We start from the raw sequence: 18,644 nt of genomic DNA, 5'->3' as shown, positions 1-18,644 counted from the left end.
GAGGAGAATAAAACGATGAAAGACGCAAGAATCATTCCTATTGCACTGCCGACTCCGTTTGCAGTCGGAGACGTCAACATTTATTTGCTCAGAGGCGAGGCGCTCACTCTGGTGGATGCCGGGCCCAACACAAAGGAGGCGGCAGCCGTTTTGAAGAGCGAGCTGGCCGAACAGGGACTGTCATTAAGCGATATCGACCAGGTCGTCCTGACCCACCATCACGCTGATCACGCCGGACTGCTGAACGAATTCCCGGCAGAGGTAAAAATCATTGGCCATCCGTTCAATGAACCGTATATCAGTCAAAATCCCGATTTTATTGAAAAACAAAAGTCCTTTTTTACATACCTGTTTCAACGATTCGGCGTTCCCGGCGATATGAAGCCGCCAGGCCATACCATAAAAGCGTCGTACCGGTATTCATGTAATCGGACATTGACAGAGACCGTTTCAGAAGGTGGGCAAATTGAAGGGCTTGACGGGTGGCGGGTTCTTGAGACGCCCGGACATGCCGCTTCGCATATTGTCCTTTATAATGAAGAACTTGGAAGCATGCTCGGGGGAGACTTGCTGCTAAAGCCGTCTTCTTCAAATCCGCTTCTGGAAGTGCCGCAAAAAGGAGGGAAACGCCCGACTCCGCTGCTGGATTACCTGGAATCTCTCGGCAGGCTGCAGGAGCTTCCGCTTCACATGATTTATCCCGGCCATGGGGAGGAAATCACAAAAGTGAATGAGCTTGTCGCCAAAAGGCTGGAAAAGCAGCGAAACAGAGCCGAAGAGGTGTACCGCATCCTCTCTGAAAAACCGCATTCACCTTATCAGATATGTCGAAAACTGTTCCCTGCAGTCTATGAAAAAGAGCTGTTCTTAACACTGTCAGAAACGATTGGGCAGCTTGACGATCTGGAATCCCAGGGGAGGATCGGAGTTGATGCGGCCGATGGAATCGATTACTATTATGCAAAGTAGGTGACGAACATGGAGCAGAAGTTGAAAGCGCACAAAGTGATGATTACAGGAGCTTCAGGAGGGCTTGGCGAACGGATCGCATATCATGCTGCAGGGGAAGGAGCGGAGATCATTCTGGCTGCGCGCAGAAGAGACCGCCTCGATGCTTTGAAGCAAAACATCGCGGATAAAACCGGCGCAAAGTGCCGTATAATCGTATTGGACGTCAGCCGGACGGATGAAGTTGAAGCGGCGTTTCAAGAGGCCGGTCCGGTTGATATTCTTGTCAATAATGCGGGGTTCGGCATTTTTGAAAGCGCGCTTGACGCTTCCCTTGAAGATATGAAAGCGATGTTTGAGGTCAACGTATTCGGTCTGATCGCCTGCACGAAAATGGCACTCCCGCATATGATCAGGCAAGACAAAGGCCATATTATCAATATCGCTTCACAAGCGGGCAAAATAGCGACGCCCAAGTCAAGCCTTTATGCGGCAACAAAGCATGCGGTGCTCGGATATTCAAACAGCTTGAGAATGGAGCTTGCAGAAACAGGGGTCAACGTGACAACGGTCAATCCTGGACCGATTCAAACAGACTTTTTCAAGACGGCAGATAAAAAAGGCGATTATGTAAAAAGCGTCGGGAGATGGATGCTAGATCCGGATCGGGTTGCTAAGAAAATCGTCTCGGCAATGATGACGAACAAGCGCGAAATCAATCTTCCAGGCTGGATGAACAGCGTCAGCAAACTCTACCAGCTTTTCCCTTCGCTGGTTGAACGAACAGGTCGAAGCGCTTTCTATAAAAAATAATGGTTTCTCGAAGAAAGGAACGGAATCATCCGTTCCTTTTTTGTTTGCATTTTTTTAGCGATGCCCCCTGCAGAGAGGCTCAAAATATCATATAAAAACAGGGAGACTTTGTCCCTCTGCAAAACCCGGCATCGAACCTCTGCTTCCTTCTTTAAGCGCTGCTTGATCTGATGGCACCTGTCCAGCCTGAGGCAATTGATATAAAAATACGGCACGCCGAAAGATTCCGTGCTTCCGGGAACACGTGCCGGCCGCTGATGAAAAATAAGGTAAAGGTCGCTTTCGTTTTGCCGTTCTTCTTATATAAAATGGCAACTGGGTGACGAAAGGGAGTAATATTTTACCATTTATTGAAATTCTCTCATCCCGGCCGAAACATGATATCACGTGATACTCGCAACAAAATACACGATAAAAGGAGTTTCTTAACGGTGCAGGAAGAATGGAACCCATTGATGAAAAATCGTTGCATCATCTGGTTAGTCACGGGGATTTGCTTAACGGTCATCTTTCAATTTCCGCTGAAAAGCGTCGCTTCATCCGCAGACAAATACGCCAATTTTGCCGAGCTTGCCGAACATGAAACAGAAGGAGAAGATTACCAAATCGAATACACAGACATGGGCACCGAACTGTTGATTCTTTCACCGCACGGCGGAGGAATCGAAGGAGGTGTCAGTGAACTTGTCCGCGCCTTCAGCGCCGATTATTCCACTTATTTATTTGAGGGAATCAAACCCTCGCAAAACTGGGATCTCCACATCACAAGCAATCATTTTGATGAACCTCAGGCCCTCAAAGCGGTCAAAGAGCACAGCTATGTGCTGGCTTTTCATGGATATCATGACATCGTTGAACATACGCTTGTGGGGGGAACGGATACAGGAGGGGCGAAAGCGATTGTCAGAGCGCTGCTGAACAAAGGTTTTTCGGCGGAGCTGGTCAGCCCGAGCCACCGGCTTGCAGGAGGAAATCCTGAAAATATCAATAATCAATGCAAAACAGGTCAAAGCATTCAATTGGAAATCAGCACGCCTCAACGAGAGGCTTTTTTTTCGGAGTTCGGCCTGTGGACGCGGGCAAGTTCTAAAAATGAGACGTTTCAAGCGTATGTCTCAGCTGTTAAAGAAGTTCTGGAAACGAGGTATAAATAAGCATTGTATATTTGGGCCACATTAAAACCAAAGACATGAAGAGGGTGAGCAGGTTGATCTATATATACAATTGTTACGGCGGCACTCATTCATCTGCACTTGCCGCTGCTTATCATCTGAAAAAGCTCCCATTCAGCAGAAAACCAACAAGAAACGAAATTTTAAGCACCGACTGTTTTAATCAATTAAGTCCGAAGGAAATGGGAAAATTAATCTTTCACGGACTTGATGAAGAAGGCAACCAGGTGTACACGATCGGCAGAGGATCGTCAAAAGCTGTCATTCCAGCCATGCGAGGCGTTCTCGAGCTGTTTGAAAAAAACGGGAAACTTCAGGAGAAAGTCATTTTTTCAAACACGTCTCCGACTGTGCCAATAGCGATGACATTCGGCGGTTTATTTTCGAGGAGGCTGAAAATCGATCCGATCGGGGTTCCTTTGCTGGTGCTTGGAGCGCAGCAGGCATACCAAGACATCATCAAGCTTGTGCAGCAAACAAAAAACCATGCAAAAACGACTTCTTCGATGATCGAGGTACTCGATAACGGCTTTAAAGGATAGTGGCCGAAGGATGAATATAAGGAATTTATTTGAAAAAACAAGGCGTTCTGATCGGTGGGATGCCTTGTTTAATAGGAATGCCTTTTTCCAATGAATAGAGGGGAACACAGTTTCATTGCAGCGGTTGTTGACTTTTAAAAAAGATCGACATTCACAGAACGGAAAGCGGGAGGCGCATCAAAACGCCTCCCGCTTGCTTGCGCTCTAAAGCCCGCGTCTGTAAAAGAATCAGCCGCTCGTTCACGCTCTGTTCTCCAAAAGCGGATCGAAGCATGTTCATATTTCAGACGCCAGCTGCACGTTGTTTATTTTTTGACATAGCAGCGGTCTTGGTACATCGTTTCACATTTTTCGCGTGTGACATCTGTTTTACCATTTATTACTCTGTAAACATCGACATATCTCTCGCCATTTATTACCTTATATTCGTATTGCGCACCGGGATACTTGTCCCTCACCCATATTAATTCAGGCAGTGTATCCGCACTTACGGGCAATCCAGACACTAACAAAGCACCTGCAAATGCAACCGCTCCGACTGCTTTTTTGATTTTGTTTTGAAACATCCCTAACGACCTCCTAAAGATTGTTTTTTTGCCTATGACATCATAGGCATGTACATCCTATCACTCGGCTGGAGAAAAAAATGTCTAATTGTGTAGAAATTCAATAAAATTCAAAAATAATACACAAATTTACATTTTAATCAGAGGTAATAGGTGTTCGCCTAAGAACACCCTCGGGAAAAATGGTAAAATAAGAGAATTTGATTGAAGGTAAGGAAAAATATGTTATAATTTTACGAGAGGGAGGAGGGGATAGTTTCCAATAGGTAACGATGAAATGGTCCATTTTGCTAGGAATCTATTTTTTCATCCATTAAAATAAGAGAACTCGGACCTTAAATTGTTTTGGATGTGGCAGTAGCTTATGGATGGCAGCTGAAGACGTACATACAAATATTTCAAAAACACGGAGGGAAACGAAATGAAAAAAGCGATTTTAGGGTTTTCTTTGTCTGCGGCGCTCCTGGTTCCATCCTCATTCGCTGCGGCTGCTGGGGACGGGCAGCTGACAAGCGAGCAAAAGGAACTGCTTGAAGCCAAGACAGAATACGTTCAATCACTTCCTGAACAGGCATCCGTTCAAAGCGGTGTGACGGCTTATGCAGGAAAAAGGCTGACAATTAAAAGAGGAAGCTTCCTCGCCTGGTCAAAAGATTATATCGACTGGTACTACAACGGCAAAAAAGTATCGAAAAGCAGCGGATCGCAGGATGTCGGCTACGTCTTTCCGAATGTGGTGAGGGCAAAGGGGATTAAAAGGTATTATAAGTCATCAGGGCTTCACAAATGGAGAGCGAAAAAAACGCTGAGCTTCGGAACCGTTACACCGTGGGGAGATGTTGAATTGGCCAGCTCAACCTTTACAGACAGAAGGTGGGTCAATAAAAAAGGAAAATACGGAAACGATTAATTTACTATAAGCCATTTCATACAACGCTGCTAAAAGACTATTTAGAAATTAATGGCAGCGTTGTATAATGGAGAATGTTGCAACACCATCCTGATGCGAGAAAGGATTTTTCAAATTGATCAAAATCGATGACCTGACGAAATCTTATGGAAGCAAATCGGTATTCAACCGTCTCAACATGAATATTGAAAAAAACAAAGTCACCTTTCTGATGGGAGAAAACGGCGCCGGAAAAACGACGCTCTTGAAATGCCTGCTCAAGCTTGAACCTTTCGAAGGCGGCATACTGTACGACGGCGAGCCGCTTGAAGCAGTCAGGAGCAAAGTCCACGTCATCTATGACGATTCCCCGTTTTACGATCATCTGAGCGGCTATCAAAATATCAAACTACTGATCAATAAACCTGCCGGCAAAGAAGAGCTTGAACAATTGTCGCAAAAGTTTCTCGGCAGGGAGCTGCTGAAAAAAAAGGTCAAGACCTATTCATACGGACAAAAGAAAAAGCTGGCCTTAATGATCGCTGCATTAAACAAACCGTCATTCTTGTTTTTGGATGAGATATCAAACGGGCTTGACTACCGGTCCATGATGGAGCTTCAGGAGCTCATCAATGACTGGTCAAGCAGGATGACGATTGTTGCCGCCGGCCATCAGTTTGAGTTTTATTCTTCAATCGTCGATCAATTATACGTGTTGAAAGACGGTTCAGCTATCCACATAGACAATTTTAAAACGAATGGAGCAGAATTGGGCGATGTCTATAAAGAATATTTATAATATTTTCAAGAAAGAGCTTGCATTTCAATCGTATTCTAAATTGCTCATCATTTTATTGCTTCCTCTATTATTCATTTCATCCGGATACATATATGTTCACTATAAAAATACAATGGACAGCTACCAGCAGTTCAAAAAGACTGAAAATGAATATAAAGAACTCGGCATCGATATTAAGCAGGCGCTGGAGTCGCCCGTCAAGGTGAAGGAAGGTGAGCTGAAAAGCGAGGATGGCGACGGAGAGATCGTCGAAAATATTTTAAGGTTCGACTATGAGAATTTCGTCTTGTCCCTCCATCACCTGGAGCCGAAACAGTCAGTCACTATGACGCTTGAGCTGATGGGCTTCATCATTTTTCCCTTGGCTTTCACGCTGTATGCCATCTATATCTCCTCATACGACATCAGATTCAAGACGATGAAAGTGAAAGCGGTCAGCCATGATTGGAAATCCGTTCTGTTTGCCAAACAGTGTTCGGTTTACATGGTGATGGCTGCCGCCGTGATCGCCGTTGTATGTACGGCATATGTGTCAAGCCTCGTCTTTTATTCCCTTGCTTCAAGGGATATACCGGTCGGCGAGTTCACAATACCCGCTGTTTCAAAAAGCAATATCCTGCTTCAGCTCGCTGTCGTTCTGGCGGTCAGCTTCATCTTTTCGACGATCGGATTTTATTTGGGCGTCCTCTTCAGAAGCTTTATTACGCCTGCTTTGCTTTATGTCGTTTACAGCCTGCTGATCCCTGCTTTGGGCAGGTTCGATTTAAAAAACCTGCTGTCTAATCTCGGGCATGCGGTTTTCAGTTTCAGCGGCGGCTTTAAACTGTTTACACCGGTGAAGGTGGACATGATTCCGGTCATCATCATTTTAGCCGCATCCGTCGGCTTGCTGTCTGCGGTCACTTATTACATGGCGCACAGGCAAAGCAAATATGTCGTTTGAAAAAAGAGTGCGGGCGCCTGCGCTCTTTTTTCTTTTGCAAACGAAGGACACCCGTTGGCTCAGGGTTGACAGGAAGGAGAGCCATTCGCATCCGCCATGCAAGGAAACCGGACCCACCCGTCTCTGGAGGAAGACGGTTTTTTTGATTGAAACGTTGTTCCTCGTAAATATTCGAAAAATTCTATATAATAATAAAGCGGTCTCAGAATTCATGCACTTTTTTAAGTAAACAGCGTTTGAACAGAGGGCAGGTGAGAATAGTGGCGAATCAGGATTTGAATTTGCACACGTTATATACGAGTCATACCCGTGATGCCTGGGCAAATCTCGGCGGGCATATGTCGGTAAAGATGACCGAAGAGGAAGTAAAGAAGCTTGAAGGTTTAAATGACTATCTGTCTTTGGAAGAAGTCGAAACCGTTTATGTTCCGCTGGCGAGGCTGCTTTATTTACACCGGGCAACTCAATATGAACGGAACACCCGGGTAAACGGTTTTTTGAATCATCCTCACGCGGCCAAGATTCCGTTTATCATCGGGATTGCCGGAAGCGTCGCGGTTGGAAAAAGCACGACGGCCCGCATCATTCAGACTGTGCTCTCCCGTTTGCAGGAACGGCTGAAAGTCAGTCTGATCACAACCGACGGTTTTCTTTATCCTAATGCGGTTCTGACAGAAAAGCAGATGATGTCGAGGAAAGGGTTTCCCGAAAGCTATGATGTCAAAGCGCTGCTTGAGTTTTTGAACGATTTAAAATCAGGAAAGGAAATTGTCCACGCACCCGTTTATTCCCATCTAACGTATGACAGATTGGAAGGGGTTTATGAAACGGTAGAACAAGCGGATATCGTGATCATCGAAGGCGTTAATGTGCTGCAGACACCGACGATCGAAGACGACCGTACAAAACCGCGGGTTTTCGTTTCCGATTTTTTTGACTTCTCGATTTATGTGGATGCCGAAGAAGACCTCATTATCAAATGGTATCTTGAACGCTTTCGCATGCTCAGGGAGACGGCTTTTCAAGATCCGAGTTCTTATTTCCATAAATTCAAAGACCTCGCGGACGAAGAAGCGGACCATATGGCAAAGTCAATATGGGAGACCGTCAACCGTCCGAATTTGTATGAGAACATTCTGCCTACAAAATTCCGGTCTGATTTAATCTTGAGAAAAGGCGAAGGCCACAAGGTGGAAGAGATTTTGGTCAGACGGGTATAGAAGAGGAGGCTTGCATGATCCATCATATTGAACTGTACGTTTCAGATTTGGAAGCGTCGAAGCGCTTTTGGGGCTGGTTTCTCGGGGAGCTCGGCTATGAGGTTTTTCAACAATGGGAAGGCGGCATCAGCTGGAAAGCAAACGGCGCCTATCTCGTGCTTGTGCAGGCGAAAGAGCAGTTTATCAAAGCGGGTTATCACAGGTGCCGCGTCGGCTTAAACCATCTTGCTTTTTACGCGGCATCCAAAGAGCAGGTCGACGAAATGACAATGAAACTGAGAGAGCGGGGATGCCGCATTTTATATGAAGACAGACATCCGTTTGCCGGCGGAAACGGGCATTATGCCTTGTATACCGAAGATCCGGACCGCATCAAAGTTGAACTTGCTGCCCCTTGAGGCGGGCGGCAGCCGAAGGCCGGCCTTTGTTCGAGCCGGCCTGTTTTCAATTAATGCTGCATCGTTTTTTTCGAACTTAAATTGACTTTTGCTTCATCCATTTTGAGTTTCCGGTAGGCTGCTACCAGGAAAGGAACGCCGCAAATGGTGGCAGCAGACAGGATTGCAAAAGTGAAAAACGGTTTTTCCGCTCCAAAGGTGTCCAGCAGCATTCCCCCCGCCCAAGGGCCGACCACGCTTCCAAGCTGGGTGAAGCCCATAGCCCCAAAGTAAGTGCCTTTCAGCTCAGGCCGGGCAATCCGGTCGACCAGTAAATCCATCATCGAAAAGAGAAGCACCTCCCCGATCGTAAACACGATAATGATCAAGACAATGGACCATAGATCATGGAAAAAAGAGAGGCTGAACAGGCTTCCACTAATCAGCACATTTCCTGCAATCAGCGATAAAATCGGTGAAAACCGTTTGGCGATATGTACGATCGGGTACTGTACGGCAAGAACGGCCAAGGCATTCAGCGTCAGCATCATGCCGAACACTTTCGTCCCGTCTTCAATGAACGGGCTGGCCGCCATGTATTGTGCAAGCGTCGATGTGAAGTGGGAATATCCGAACAAACAAAGAATCGAACCGATTAGCGTAATCGTAAATACCCGGTCTGTTTTTGTCACCTCCAGCGCGTCCCGCACTTTTATACGCTTATTACGCTCAGCTGCCGGTACGGTGTGGTGTTTAAATTGAATGACCAGCACCGCCGCATAAATAAAATAAATGAAAGCCGCAATGAAAAACGGCAGCGTCGTTTTGGAAGATCCGAGATACAGGCCTAAAAGCGGGCCGAAGACGACGCCGAGGTTGATCGCGGTATAGCGGAGATTAAAGACGAAAAGGCGCGTTTCGGGTTTGGATACGTCTGAAAGCAGCGCTCTTGAAGTCGGTTCAAACAAAGCGCGGCATAATCCGTTTAAGGCATTCATGATAAAGAATGTCCAGACATGATCGGCGAGTGCAAAACCGGCGAACACGAACGTCCAGCCGAAAATCGAGACGAGCATGATGGTTTTCCGGCCGAACCTGTCTGATAAGTACCCGCCATAAAAGCTTGCCGCAATTCCGATCAGAGAGCTCGCTGCAATGACAGCTCCCGCAAAGCCGGAAGAGGCGCCTTTCACTTGTGTCAAATAAATTGCTAAAAAAGGGATGCTCATGGCTGTTCCCATGCGTCCGAAAATGGTTCCGACAATAATGGTCCAGCTGAGCGGGTGGATGTTCTGCCATTTTTGTTTCATGATAAACTCTCCGTTACGTTTTTATTTGTTTATCATACATGAAACAGATGGCGGTGAATAGAGGAATTTCTAAATGCTGGGTGATAAAAGGCTTCCTGTACAAAGGAAGCCGCAAAGAAAAATCGTTTTATGATGAGAACAAGCCTTGATTTGTGACATAATCATAGATGACATCCTCGATATGGGCATGCAGCCCTTCATTCGGCTCCTCGATCCGCCTTTCCTGCAAAGCCAGCTTCAGGATTTCTTTTTCGCCGGGGCTGAGCGGATCGGTTGCAACATTGCGTCCGTACTGCTTCAGCGCCTGTCCGAGCATTTTTTCAATCAGTTTCTCATCCATTTGTCTTCTCCTTTAGGAGCGCTTTTTCTTTTATCTTACTAAGAAAAACTGATGTTCTCAAGAGAGCATTCAATTTGAATCATCAAACTGAATAAGGCGAAATTCCGAACTGGAATGGTCAACCATGTCACCTTCTTTCCAAAGAAGGTGTTTTTTATTGCTTTCCGCCAGGATTTTCTTTGGATAAAATTACGCCTGGAAATCGAACGTATATTCGGAGTATAGTATTCATACACTAATTGTGCGAACATCAGTTCTTCTGGAGGGAGAGTATGGATTACAGTCAATATCCGTCGCGTTCGGTTTTGTGCGTTGATATGCGGAGCTTTTATGCAAGCTGCGCCGCAGTCCTGCTCGGACTTGACCCGATGACTTGCTTCTTGGCGGTTGTCGGAAACACGGAGCGGCAGGGAAGCATCGTTCTCGCTGCTTCTCCGGCTCTGAAAAGAGAGTTCGGCGTTCAAACGGGAACAAGGCTTTATCAGCTGCCGGATGATCCGCGCATCAAGCTGGTCAATCCGAAGATGGGGCTGTTTGTCCGTGTTTCTACAGAGCTCACCCGGCTGTTCTGCCGCTATGTGCCGCCTGATGCCATTCATACGTACAGCGTGGATGAAAGCTTTATTCAGGTGGACGGTGTTGAAAGCATGTGGGGAGACGCCCGAACGATTGCGATGAAAATTCAAGATGATATGGAAAGGGAGTTTGGCCTTCCCTGTGCTGTCGGAATCGGACCGAATCTGCTGATGGCAAAGCTGTGCCTTGACCTTGAAGCGAAAAAATCAGCAGGCGGGGTGGCCGTTTGGGGCTACGAAGACGTGAAAACGAAGCTGTGGCCGCTGTCTCCGCTGCGCCGCATGTGGGGAATCGGCTCCAGGCTGGAAAAGACGTTAAACCGGATGGGGATTTTTACAGTCGGCCAGCTGGCGCACTATGATCTCAGTCGGCTTGAGAAAACATTCGGGGTGATGGGAAACCAGCTCTATTATCACGCTTGGGGCATCGATCTTTCAGCGATTGGAGCGCCGCTCATGGAGGGGCAGGTCAGCTATGGAAAAAGCCAGATTCTGCTTCGCGATTATCCGAATCCGGAGGAAGTCAAGCATGTCATTCTTGAAATGTGTGAGGAAGTGGCCAAAAGGGCGCGCGCCCACCGCCAGGCGGGCCGGACCGTCAGTCTCGGCATCGAATACAGCCGCGATGAGCTTGGCGGCGGATTTTACCGTTCAAAAACAATGGAAAGCCCTTCAAATGTCACGCTTGATCTTTACCATACATGTCTGGCACTGTTCGAGCGGTTTTATGCCGGCAAAACGGTTCGGAAAATTTCCGTCTCTTTGTCCAATATTCAAGATGACACCAATATGCAGCTTGATCTTTTTCGCCCCGATCAGGAAAAGAAGCGGCAGCTCGGGTATGTGATGGACGGCATCAGAGAACGGTACGGCTCAACAGCGCTTTTGCGGGCCGTTTCCTACACAAACGCCGGGACGGCCCGTCTGCGGTCAAAATTGGTCGGAGGCCATCAGGCATAGAAAGGAGAATCATTTATGCTTCGCGACAGAGGCAGTATCAAATGGGTTTCCATGATGCTGCCTGAGCACGTGGAATTGCTCAGGGAATATCATGAAAGCTTTCAAAAAATCAAAAAACCGATCCTGGATGAACAAAAATATGAAGAATTCAATGAAATCATTTGTGAAGCGATGGCAGAAAACAGGTTTTTGCAATTTGCTTATTACCGGCAGGGGGAAGTGAAAACGCTCGCCGGCCGGATTCACTATGCTGACGCTCTGAAAAGGGAGCTGCGGATCGTAAGCCGGGCGGATGAAATTTGCATTTTAAAGATAGAGGATATCATTGAGATTGAATACGATTGTCGTTTATAATGGAATCAGTATTCGGAGGTGGATAAAATGGTAAATGACATTCATTTGCCGACTGCAGCGTCTCATGCAAAGCCTGTTATCTTGAAAGGCGATACTTTGCATGAGGCGGGGTTATAAACAAATCGCCTGACAGAGCAAGGTATCATTTCTGATCATCCGGCTTTGCACCTTATTTTAAAATATAGATCTATAAATAAGGAGCTGGCAGAAATGAAGACACCTTTTATCAGAAATGACCAATATAATTTTATTAAGTTTCAAACGGACAGCCTCGTCCAGGGACATGCGAACATCAATGACGAAAACGTCCTTGACGCTTTGAAGTGCAATGCGCTGGATCAAGTGTTCAACCTGTTTCTTGATCTCAGCAGCGATCAAAAGTCTTTGCTGGAGAAGCTGGCAGAAGTGGAAGACAGCGGTGAAGCGGTGCGCTTTTTAGCTGAATTAAAACTTCATGTGATTCCATTTCAGAATGTAACGGTAAAGACTGCTAAAAAGCTGTTCTCTAAAGTGAAAAAACTAAAGACGCCCGAATTTGAGCAGATGGATTTCAGCGGATATTCCTACCTGGGATGGAACGATGCAGGATCAGGCAGGAAATACATGATTGTGGACGTCGGCGGAAAGCTGACCGGAATCCACGGCACCATCAAATCCAGCAATAAAAAAGGAATCTGCTCGATATGCAACAGGACCGAAGAGATCGGACTGTTCATGGCCCGCGTGAAAAGCGGGAAAGAAACCTATACGGACAGAGGCAATTACATTTGCTGTGACAGTGAAAAATGCAATCAAAATTTGATGACGCTGGATCATCTGAACCATTTCGTCGCACAATTAACGAAAGAATAAACGTAAACACCCCGGCTAAAGCTTAGCCGGGGTGTTTTAATGATTTCGGTCTTTGGCCTGCCTCTCTCGCAGCACTGCGCTCTCCGAAAAGCCGGGTGGTCAGCCCGGGAACAGCCATGCATAAGAATACGGAACGCCCAAGGCTGAATAAAAGAAAAGCGAGCCACAGCCCATGGTTTCCGAAAGCGGGGACAGCGGTAAAAAAGGCGGCCAGGAAGACGAGAACAGCCAAAAACATTGAATTTCTGACCGGGCCTATTTCGGTGGCGCCTGTGAAAATCCCGTAAAAAACGAGTCCGAAACTTGCGGCCAAAGGAAAGAGAGCGATCCAAACATCGTAAGTTTTCGCTGCTTCCAGAACGCTTTCAAGCGGTGTAAACAATGGAAGGATCGCATTTCTCAAGAGAAAGTAGCCGACTGAAAGCAGCGCGGCCGAGATCAGCGACCACTGGATCGAAAGGGAAAGCGTACGGGAATAGAGATCCCGATCCATTCTTCCAACGGCTTTCCCGGCAAAGATGCTCGATGCATTGGCAAACCCGTCAAAAACATAAGCCATCAAATAATGAATTTGAATCAAGATCGCATTTGCGGCTAAAATTTCAGCGCCGAAGCCGGCTCCTTTAGCCGTAAATAAATTGAAAACCGTCAAAAGGCACAATGTCCGAATCAATAGATCTCGGTTGACAACCATCATTTTTTTAAACGGTTTCGGGTCGAATAAAAGCTTGACGGACGGCAGCTTAAACGGCATGGCGGCATTCGTTTTCACAAGCCAGCAGCCGATCAGGCAGCCCGTCACATCCGAAATCAAAGTGGCTAGAGCGATGCCGTATACTTCCATGTGAAAGACGTAGACAAAAACGATGTCAAGCACGATATTCAAGACGTTCATCGAAATCTGCAAAAGCAATGTCACTTTGATTAGAGACATTCCCATCAGCCAGCCGAGAATGCAATAGCTGATTAAAGCAAATGGAGCTCCCCAAATCCTCAGCGAAAAATACTGCGAGGCGAATTCAGCGGTATGGCGGTCGGGCTGTATGAGCGTCAGCGCTGCGTATTCAAGCGGTTTTTGCAAGATGATGAACATCAGTCCGGCAAACAGCGCGATGAAAACGGGCCGGGCAAGGGCCAAAACGCTCTCTGATCTGTTTTGGGAGCCGAGTGCGGCCAGATCGTGGGAAATAAATAAATAAGAAAGGCCCATAGCATCCTGCAAATCTTTGAGAAGATCCAGGATCTTCGCCTGACTGGTGACATCCAGGCTTGCTGTAGGCTCATCAAAGATGATTAAAGACGGATGAGTGCTGATGGCTCTGGCGATCAAGGCCCGCTGGCGCTGCCCGCCGCTTAATTCGTGCGGATAGCGGTCAAGGAGGCGCGAGGGAAGGCCGACCATTGAGAACAGACGCTCAGCCGTCAGACGGCGGCTGCCTCGGAAGTCCCTTAAAAATGACGGCATGTCTTGTTTGGAAACATCAAGCGGCTCCATAACTGAATCGATAATATTGAGCTTTGGATTGAATGATGCAGCTGGATTTTGGAAAACAGCCTGCAGTTTTCGACGCAGTCTCCGGGTCTCTTTTTTGTTTATGCCGGTAAGCGGATGTTGATGAAGCCTAATCTCTCCGTGATCGATTTTTTCGAGCAGCAAAAGGCAGCGTGCGAGGGTGCTTTTCCCGCTGCCGCTCTCGCCGGCGAGCCCGAGGCATTCGCCTTTTCGAATGGAGAATGATACGTTGTCAACCGCTTTGTGGCCGCAAGCGTAATGTTTTGTCAGATTGCTGACAAAAAGAACGGTCTCTGCAGAATGGGTCATCACGCACCTCCTGTTCCCGCCAGCACCGCTTCCTTTGTTTCAGGCGGGGCTGCCGTCAGCCTTGGCGGAGGATTTTTCAGCGGCGGGATGGCCGCGAATAAACACCTCGTATATTCATGTGCCGGCTGTCTAATTAAATCAGCGGTTAAGCCGCTTTCGACGATTTCTCCGTTTTGCATGACGGCGGTTTGATCGGCGTATCTTTTGACAAGCCGCAGGTCATGAGTGATAAAAAGGATGGCGCAGTTTGTTTTGGCGCGCATCGCGGCGAGCTGTTGCAAGACGTCCGCGGCCGTGATGCTGTCTAAAGCCGTCGTCGGTTCGTCTGCGATGAGAAGCTTGGGGCGGAGCACCATCGCTTGAGCAATCGCGGCCCTTTGCAGCTGCCCTCCGCTCAATTGAAACGGGTAGCTTTCATATACTCTGTTTTCCGGCAGAGAAACCTCCCGAAAAGCATGGAGAATCGCTTCTCTTCGCTTATTCTTAGACCAACCTGTATGCGTTTTGACCATTTCGTCAATTTGTTTGCCGATCCGTATAAAAGGGGTGAATGCTCCGTGACAGTCCTGAAAAATACAGGCGATATCCTTTCCGCGCACGCGTCGGAGTGCTTTGCGTCCGGCTTGAAGCATCTGTTGGCCTTCAAATATCACGTCTCCGCCGGTCACCGTTAGTCCGTCCGGAAGCAGCCCGGCTATGGCCGAAGCGGTCAGGCTCTTTCCGCTGCCGCTTTCCCCGAGCAGCGCGAACCATTCCCCTTCATGAATCGAGAAGGAGGCATTTTTGACAATGGTGTGCTGCCGGGAGCTGATTGATAAGTCCTCAATGGATAACATCGGCATGCTAAGAAACTCCTTTCTTGTGTTTGACGTCAAACCTGTCCCTTAAACGATCACCGTACAGGTTGGACAACAGAACGATGAACATGATCGCAAGACCGGGAATCACCATAAGCTGAGGCGCATGCAAGAAGTAATGTTTTCCGTCGTTCAGCATGGCGCCCCATTCCGGGTATGGAGGCTGAGCATCCAGGCCGATATAGGACAGGGCAGCAATCATTAACACCGTTTTTCCGATATCAAGTGTCGCAAGTACGGAAAGGTTGCCGAGAACATGGGGCAGCAGGTGCTTTTTTAAAATCGCCCCGGAGCTTAAACCGGTAAGCTCGGCCAAGGCGATGTAATCTTTTTGTTTTTCCGAAAAAACCGTGCTGCGGACCAGCCTTGCATAGCCGACCCATTTGACAGCGACGACGGCCAATATTAAGTTCATCAGCCCCGGACCAAGCAAACCGCTTAAAACAATCGCGACAATATAGTCCGGAAAAGCCATAACCGCGTCAACAATTCTCATCATCATCCGGTCCAGCCGTCTGCCGAAAAACCCGGAGACAAGCCCGACAGGAACACCTATGAAAACGGAAATCAGAATCGCGCCCAAGGCGGTGCCGACCGTCGCTTTCGCACCGGCGACCATCCGGGAAAATATATCTCTGCCCAAATGGTCGGTTCCGAGCCAATGCTGCATACTGATCGGCTGAAGACGGTTGGCCATATCTGTGCGGAGCGGATCGAACGGCAAAAAGAAGGGGACGGTGAACAGCGCCGCGGAAAACAGCAGCACAAACCATAGTCCTGTTTTAGATCGAAATACGTTTTTTCTCATCGGCGACCAGCCTCCTTTAAGCGAATTTCCGGATTGAGGTACCGATAAGAGAGGTCGACTAAAAGATTGATCAGGACAACCGCGATCCCCATGAAAAGAATGTACCCCTGAATGATCGGATAATCACGCTGAACGATGGCATCAACGACAAGCTTGCCGACGCCGGGATATGCAAACAGGACTTCAATAATCACCGTGCCGCCGAGCAGGCTGCCGAGGCTGACCCCGAATATCGTGATGACAGGGACAAGACAATGGCGAAACGCGTGAAAGAAGAAAATTCTCGCCTCGCTGATGCCGCGTGCCCTGGCAGATCTGATGAAATCCTGACCAAGGCTTTCGATCAGGCTTGACCGTACAAGGCGGACATAAACGCCCGACATCGCGATCCCAAGCGTGAGAGAGGGGAGAATCAAATGTTTAAACGTTCCGGCTCCCATCGACGGCAGCCAATTCAGCCTGACGGAAAAGAGATCGATCAGTATCAATCCGAGCCAAAAGCTCGGGAGCGCGGCTCCCACTAAAGCGAGCAAGCGGCTGAGATGATCGATCCACCGATCCCGGTATAAAGCGGAAAGCGTTCCGACCGGCACGGCAATCAGCAGCATAACGAGAAGCGATGCGCCGGTTAGAAGCAATGTCGCCGGGAATTTCCGGCTGAGCTCGTCGATGACGGGTTCGTGTGTTGTATAGGATTTTCCCAAATCAAATTGGAAAAAGCGCTTGAACCAGTTCCAATATTGAATATAAACCGGTTTGTCCAAACCGAGCTCCTCTCTGAATGCCTCGATCTGCTCGTCCGTTACCGCAACATCATCTACGCGAAGCATCTGTTTCACCGGATCACCGGGAGCCGCTTTCATAAACACAAAGCTGATAAATGAAAGCAGGAATAAGAACAGGACCAGTTCAAACAGCCGCTTGGCGATCTGCTTCATTTCGTTTTCACATCCAAATCTTTCGTCAGCATATAATACTCACTTTTGCTCGTTTCCCAATTTAATACACCGTCTCGGTAGGCTGTGATGTTTTCGGGAGTCACGATAAAAGAGTTCAATGTCTCCTTCTCGATCAATTCAGCTGCTTTTTTGGCAAGTCGGTTCCGCTTCTCTTTGTCGATCGTGCGGTTGAATTCCTTAATCCATTTGATCAAGGTTTGATTTTCGATGCCGCTGTAGTTTAAAGCGCCGTTCGGCATATAGGCGGTGTTCAGCAAATAGCTGGCATCGCCTCTTGGCGCGGTCATTGAGCTGTATGTCGCTAAATCCCAGTCATCGTTTTTCGCCAAATATTCATCAATATTTTCGACTTGCTGAATCTTAATCGAAATGCCCAATTCCTTCGCATTTGATTCAAGAATTTGCGCGATTAAAGGCAATTCCGGACGAGACTGATAGGTTAGCAGTGTAAAAGACAAGGCTTTTCCGTCCTTTACGGCTTTACCGTTTTCAAGCTCGTAGCCGGCTTTTTTCAGCTCAGCTTTTGCAGCCTGAAGTCCGCTCGGCTTTTGAACCGTATCGGAGGAAAATGGGAAATCGGCTAGGAAGGGGCCGTCTGCCGGCTGAGCATGTCCGTTCAAAATGCTTTCAGCGATTTCTTTGCGGTTCAGTAGTGCGTCGAAGGCGCGGCGCAGGTGGCGGTCAGCAAGATGATCCTTCTTTGTATTGTAAAGAATCTGGTGAACGCGCAAGCTCGGTACCGAATCAACGGTAATCGACGAATCTTTTTGAATTTGGTCAATATCCTCAACGCTCGGTCTGTAAATGATATCGGCATCTTTTGATTGGAGAGCCATGACGCGGGCGTTTGCGTCTTCATTAAACGAGAATGTGACGTGCTTCAGCTTCGGTTTGCCGTCCCAATAATCGTCATACCGTTCTAACTCTATTTTATGGCCGGCCTCAAAAGAGGAAACTTGGAAAGGTCCCGTTCCGACGGGCTGTTGAGAAATGTTTGCTGCGCTGACGTCAATGATCGATGTGTTTGGATGAACCAATTCTGAAGGGAATTCGGGAAACGGCTCCTTCGTTGTAATCGTCAATGTTTGTCCTTCAGCCTTTATTTCCTTGATTTTTAGGGCGTTCTTCATGGCTTTACTCTCGCGCATCGTCCGTTCTAAAGACGCTTTTACCGCTTTGGCATCCGCTTTTTTACCATTTTGAAACGTCAGATTGTCTTTAAGGGTGAAGACCCAAGTTTGTCCGTCTTTGCTTTTCCAATCTTTGGCAATCCACGGTTCGATGGAAAGGTCCGCACTGATTTTGACGAGTGTTTCACTGATGCCGGCGCGGATAGCCGTATAATTGACATCAAGATTCGGGTCAAGGGTTTGACTCGGAATATTGAAAAGAAAGGTGAGTTTCTTCTCTTCCCCTTTCGCTGAGCCAGCGCCTCCGGCGGAGCAGGAAGCGAGAATGAAGAGAAAAATAATCGGTATGATCATGCGTTTTGCTATGTAAGCCATAAGTTATACCTCCAAGTAGTAATGATTTCGATT

At 47.6% G+C, this 18,644-nt stretch carries 21 protein-coding genes; 12 read left to right on the top strand and 9 right to left on the bottom strand.

Annotated elements, in window-relative coordinates:
• Window positions 1–15: 15 nt before the first annotated feature.
• The 4 genes from MKY62_RS12605 to MKY62_RS12590 all read left to right on the top strand — a co-directional run bounded on the left by MKY62_RS12605 (window position 16) and on the right by MKY62_RS12590 (window position 3,475).
• On the top strand, window positions 16–969 hold the full coding sequence (locus MKY62_RS12605) for an MBL fold metallo-hydrolase (RefSeq protein WP_011198095.1): 954 nt from the start codon (window positions 16–18) through the stop codon (window positions 967–969).
• 9 nt (window positions 970–978) lie between these two features.
• Window positions 979–1,761 (top strand): SDR family oxidoreductase, encoded by a 783-nt coding sequence (locus MKY62_RS12600; RefSeq protein WP_003183261.1) that lies wholly within the window; start codon window positions 979–981, stop codon window positions 1,759–1,761.
• A 431-nt stretch (window positions 1,762–2,192) separates the two neighbouring features.
• Window positions 2,193–2,915 carry a poly-gamma-glutamate hydrolase family protein gene (locus tag MKY62_RS12595; RefSeq protein WP_003183259.1) on the top strand — a complete coding sequence of 241 codons (723 nt, stop codon included), beginning with the start codon at window positions 2,193–2,195 and terminating at the stop codon, window positions 2,913–2,915.
• Between the two features lie 53 nt (window positions 2,916–2,968).
• Window positions 2,969–3,475, top strand: a complete 507-nt coding sequence (locus MKY62_RS12590) for a DUF3189 family protein (protein ID WP_003183257.1) — start codon at window positions 2,969–2,971, stop codon at window positions 3,473–3,475.
• 151 nt (window positions 3,476–3,626) lie between these two features.
• Here the strand turns inward: MKY62_RS12590 and MKY62_RS12585 are convergent, their stop codons facing one another.
• Window positions 3,627–3,755, bottom strand: coding sequence for a hypothetical protein (locus tag MKY62_RS12585; RefSeq protein WP_254926366.1), 129 nt, complete (start codon window positions 3,753–3,755; stop codon window positions 3,627–3,629).
• Between the two features lie 25 nt (window positions 3,756–3,780).
• On the bottom strand, window positions 3,781–4,041 hold the full coding sequence (locus tag MKY62_RS12580; protein ID WP_003183255.1) for a hypothetical protein: 261 nt from the start codon (window positions 4,039–4,041) through the stop codon (window positions 3,781–3,783).
• Window positions 4,042–4,462: 421 nt separating this feature from the next.
• Here MKY62_RS12580 and MKY62_RS12575 point away from each other — a divergent pair, with 421 nt between their 5' ends.
• The 5 genes from MKY62_RS12575 (at window position 4,463) to MKY62_RS12555 (ending at window position 8,290) form a co-directional block, all read left to right on the top strand.
• Window positions 4,463–4,951 carry a hypothetical protein gene (locus MKY62_RS12575; RefSeq protein ID WP_003183253.1) on the top strand — a complete coding sequence of 163 codons (489 nt, stop codon included), beginning with the start codon at window positions 4,463–4,465 and terminating at the stop codon, window positions 4,949–4,951.
• Between the two features lie 115 nt (window positions 4,952–5,066).
• Window positions 5,067–5,729, top strand: a complete 663-nt coding sequence (locus MKY62_RS12570; RefSeq protein WP_003183252.1) for an ATP-binding cassette domain-containing protein — start codon at window positions 5,067–5,069, stop codon at window positions 5,727–5,729.
• Window positions 5,707–6,672, top strand: coding sequence for an ABC transporter permease (locus tag MKY62_RS12565; RefSeq protein ID WP_003183250.1), 966 nt, complete (start codon window positions 5,707–5,709; stop codon window positions 6,670–6,672). The genes MKY62_RS12570 and MKY62_RS12565 overlap by 23 nt, the downstream gene beginning before the upstream one ends.
• 260 nt (window positions 6,673–6,932) lie before the next feature.
• Complete coding sequence (gene coaA, locus MKY62_RS12560) at window positions 6,933–7,892, top strand: type I pantothenate kinase (protein ID WP_003183248.1); 960 nt, start codon at window positions 6,933–6,935, stop codon at window positions 7,890–7,892.
• Window positions 7,893–7,906: 14 nt separating this feature from the next.
• The gene (locus MKY62_RS12555) at window positions 7,907–8,290 is read left to right on the top strand and encodes a VOC family protein (RefSeq protein ID WP_003183247.1); all 384 of its coding nucleotides are present in this window, start codon (window positions 7,907–7,909) and stop codon (window positions 8,288–8,290) included.
• Window positions 8,291–8,340: 50 nt separating this feature from the next.
• Here MKY62_RS12555 and MKY62_RS12550 read toward each other — a convergent pair whose 3' ends face one another.
• Together MKY62_RS12550 and MKY62_RS12545 are read right to left on the bottom strand one after the other, a co-directional pair.
• The gene (locus MKY62_RS12550; protein ID WP_009327942.1) at window positions 8,341–9,579 is read right to left on the bottom strand and encodes an MFS transporter; all 1,239 of its coding nucleotides are present in this window, start codon (window positions 9,577–9,579) and stop codon (window positions 8,341–8,343) included.
• Between the two features lie 127 nt (window positions 9,580–9,706).
• Window positions 9,707–9,919, bottom strand: coding sequence for a YqzH family protein (locus tag MKY62_RS12545; RefSeq protein ID WP_003183240.1), 213 nt, complete (start codon window positions 9,917–9,919; stop codon window positions 9,707–9,709).
• Window positions 9,920–10,191: 272 nt separating this feature from the next.
• On the opposite strand from MKY62_RS12545, the gene MKY62_RS12540 reads away from it, so the two are divergent.
• The 3 genes from MKY62_RS12540 to MKY62_RS12530 all read left to right on the top strand — a co-directional run bounded on the left by MKY62_RS12540 (window position 10,192) and on the right by MKY62_RS12530 (window position 12,660).
• Window positions 10,192–11,454: a UV-damage repair protein uvrX gene (locus tag MKY62_RS12540; protein ID WP_003183238.1), complete on the top strand. Its 1,263-nt coding sequence runs from the start codon at window positions 10,192–10,194 to the stop codon at window positions 11,452–11,454.
• A 15-nt stretch (window positions 11,455–11,469) separates the two neighbouring features.
• Window positions 11,470–11,808, top strand: a complete 339-nt coding sequence (locus tag MKY62_RS12535) for a YolD-like family protein (protein WP_003183237.1) — start codon at window positions 11,470–11,472, stop codon at window positions 11,806–11,808.
• Between the two features lie 210 nt (window positions 11,809–12,018).
• Window positions 12,019–12,660 (top strand): elongation factor G-binding protein, encoded by a 642-nt coding sequence (locus tag MKY62_RS12530; protein WP_016886715.1) that lies wholly within the window; start codon window positions 12,019–12,021, stop codon window positions 12,658–12,660.
• A gap of 22 nt (window positions 12,661–12,682) precedes the next feature.
• Here MKY62_RS12530 and MKY62_RS12525 read toward each other — a convergent pair whose 3' ends face one another.
• The 5 genes from MKY62_RS12525 to nikA are packed head-to-tail and all read right to left on the bottom strand — an operon-like array spanning window position 12,683 to window position 18,611.
• Window positions 12,683–14,482, bottom strand: coding sequence for an MATE family efflux transporter (locus tag MKY62_RS12525; RefSeq protein ID WP_003183232.1), 1,800 nt, complete (start codon window positions 14,480–14,482; stop codon window positions 12,683–12,685).
• Window positions 14,482–15,324 carry an ABC transporter ATP-binding protein gene (locus MKY62_RS12520; RefSeq protein WP_003183230.1) on the bottom strand — a complete coding sequence of 281 codons (843 nt, stop codon included), beginning with the start codon at window positions 15,322–15,324 and terminating at the stop codon, window positions 14,482–14,484. Before MKY62_RS12520 ends, MKY62_RS12525 begins: the two co-directional genes overlap by 1 nt.
• Before the next feature lies 1 nt (window position 15,325).
• Complete coding sequence (gene nikC, locus MKY62_RS12515; protein WP_003183227.1) at window positions 15,326–16,147, bottom strand: nickel transporter permease; 822 nt, start codon at window positions 16,145–16,147, stop codon at window positions 15,326–15,328.
• Window positions 16,144–17,085 (bottom strand): nickel ABC transporter permease, encoded by a 942-nt coding sequence (gene nikB, locus MKY62_RS12510; RefSeq protein WP_003183226.1) that lies wholly within the window; start codon window positions 17,083–17,085, stop codon window positions 16,144–16,146. The genes nikC and nikB overlap by 4 nt, the downstream gene beginning before the upstream one ends.
• Complete coding sequence (gene nikA / locus MKY62_RS12505) at window positions 17,082–18,611, bottom strand: nickel ABC transporter substrate-binding protein (RefSeq protein ID WP_003183224.1); 1,530 nt, start codon at window positions 18,609–18,611, stop codon at window positions 17,082–17,084. The genes nikB and nikA overlap by 4 nt, the downstream gene beginning before the upstream one ends.
• Window positions 18,612–18,644: the final 33 nt, after the last annotated feature.

Source organism: Bacillus sp. FSL R7-0646 (assembly GCF_037969865.1).
In the GTDB taxonomy this organism is placed as follows: domain Bacteria; phylum Bacillota; class Bacilli; order Bacillales; family Bacillaceae; genus Bacillus; species Bacillus licheniformis.
Note: the sequence above shows the minus strand (reverse complement) of the source record. Positions and strands in the feature narration are given on the sequence as shown.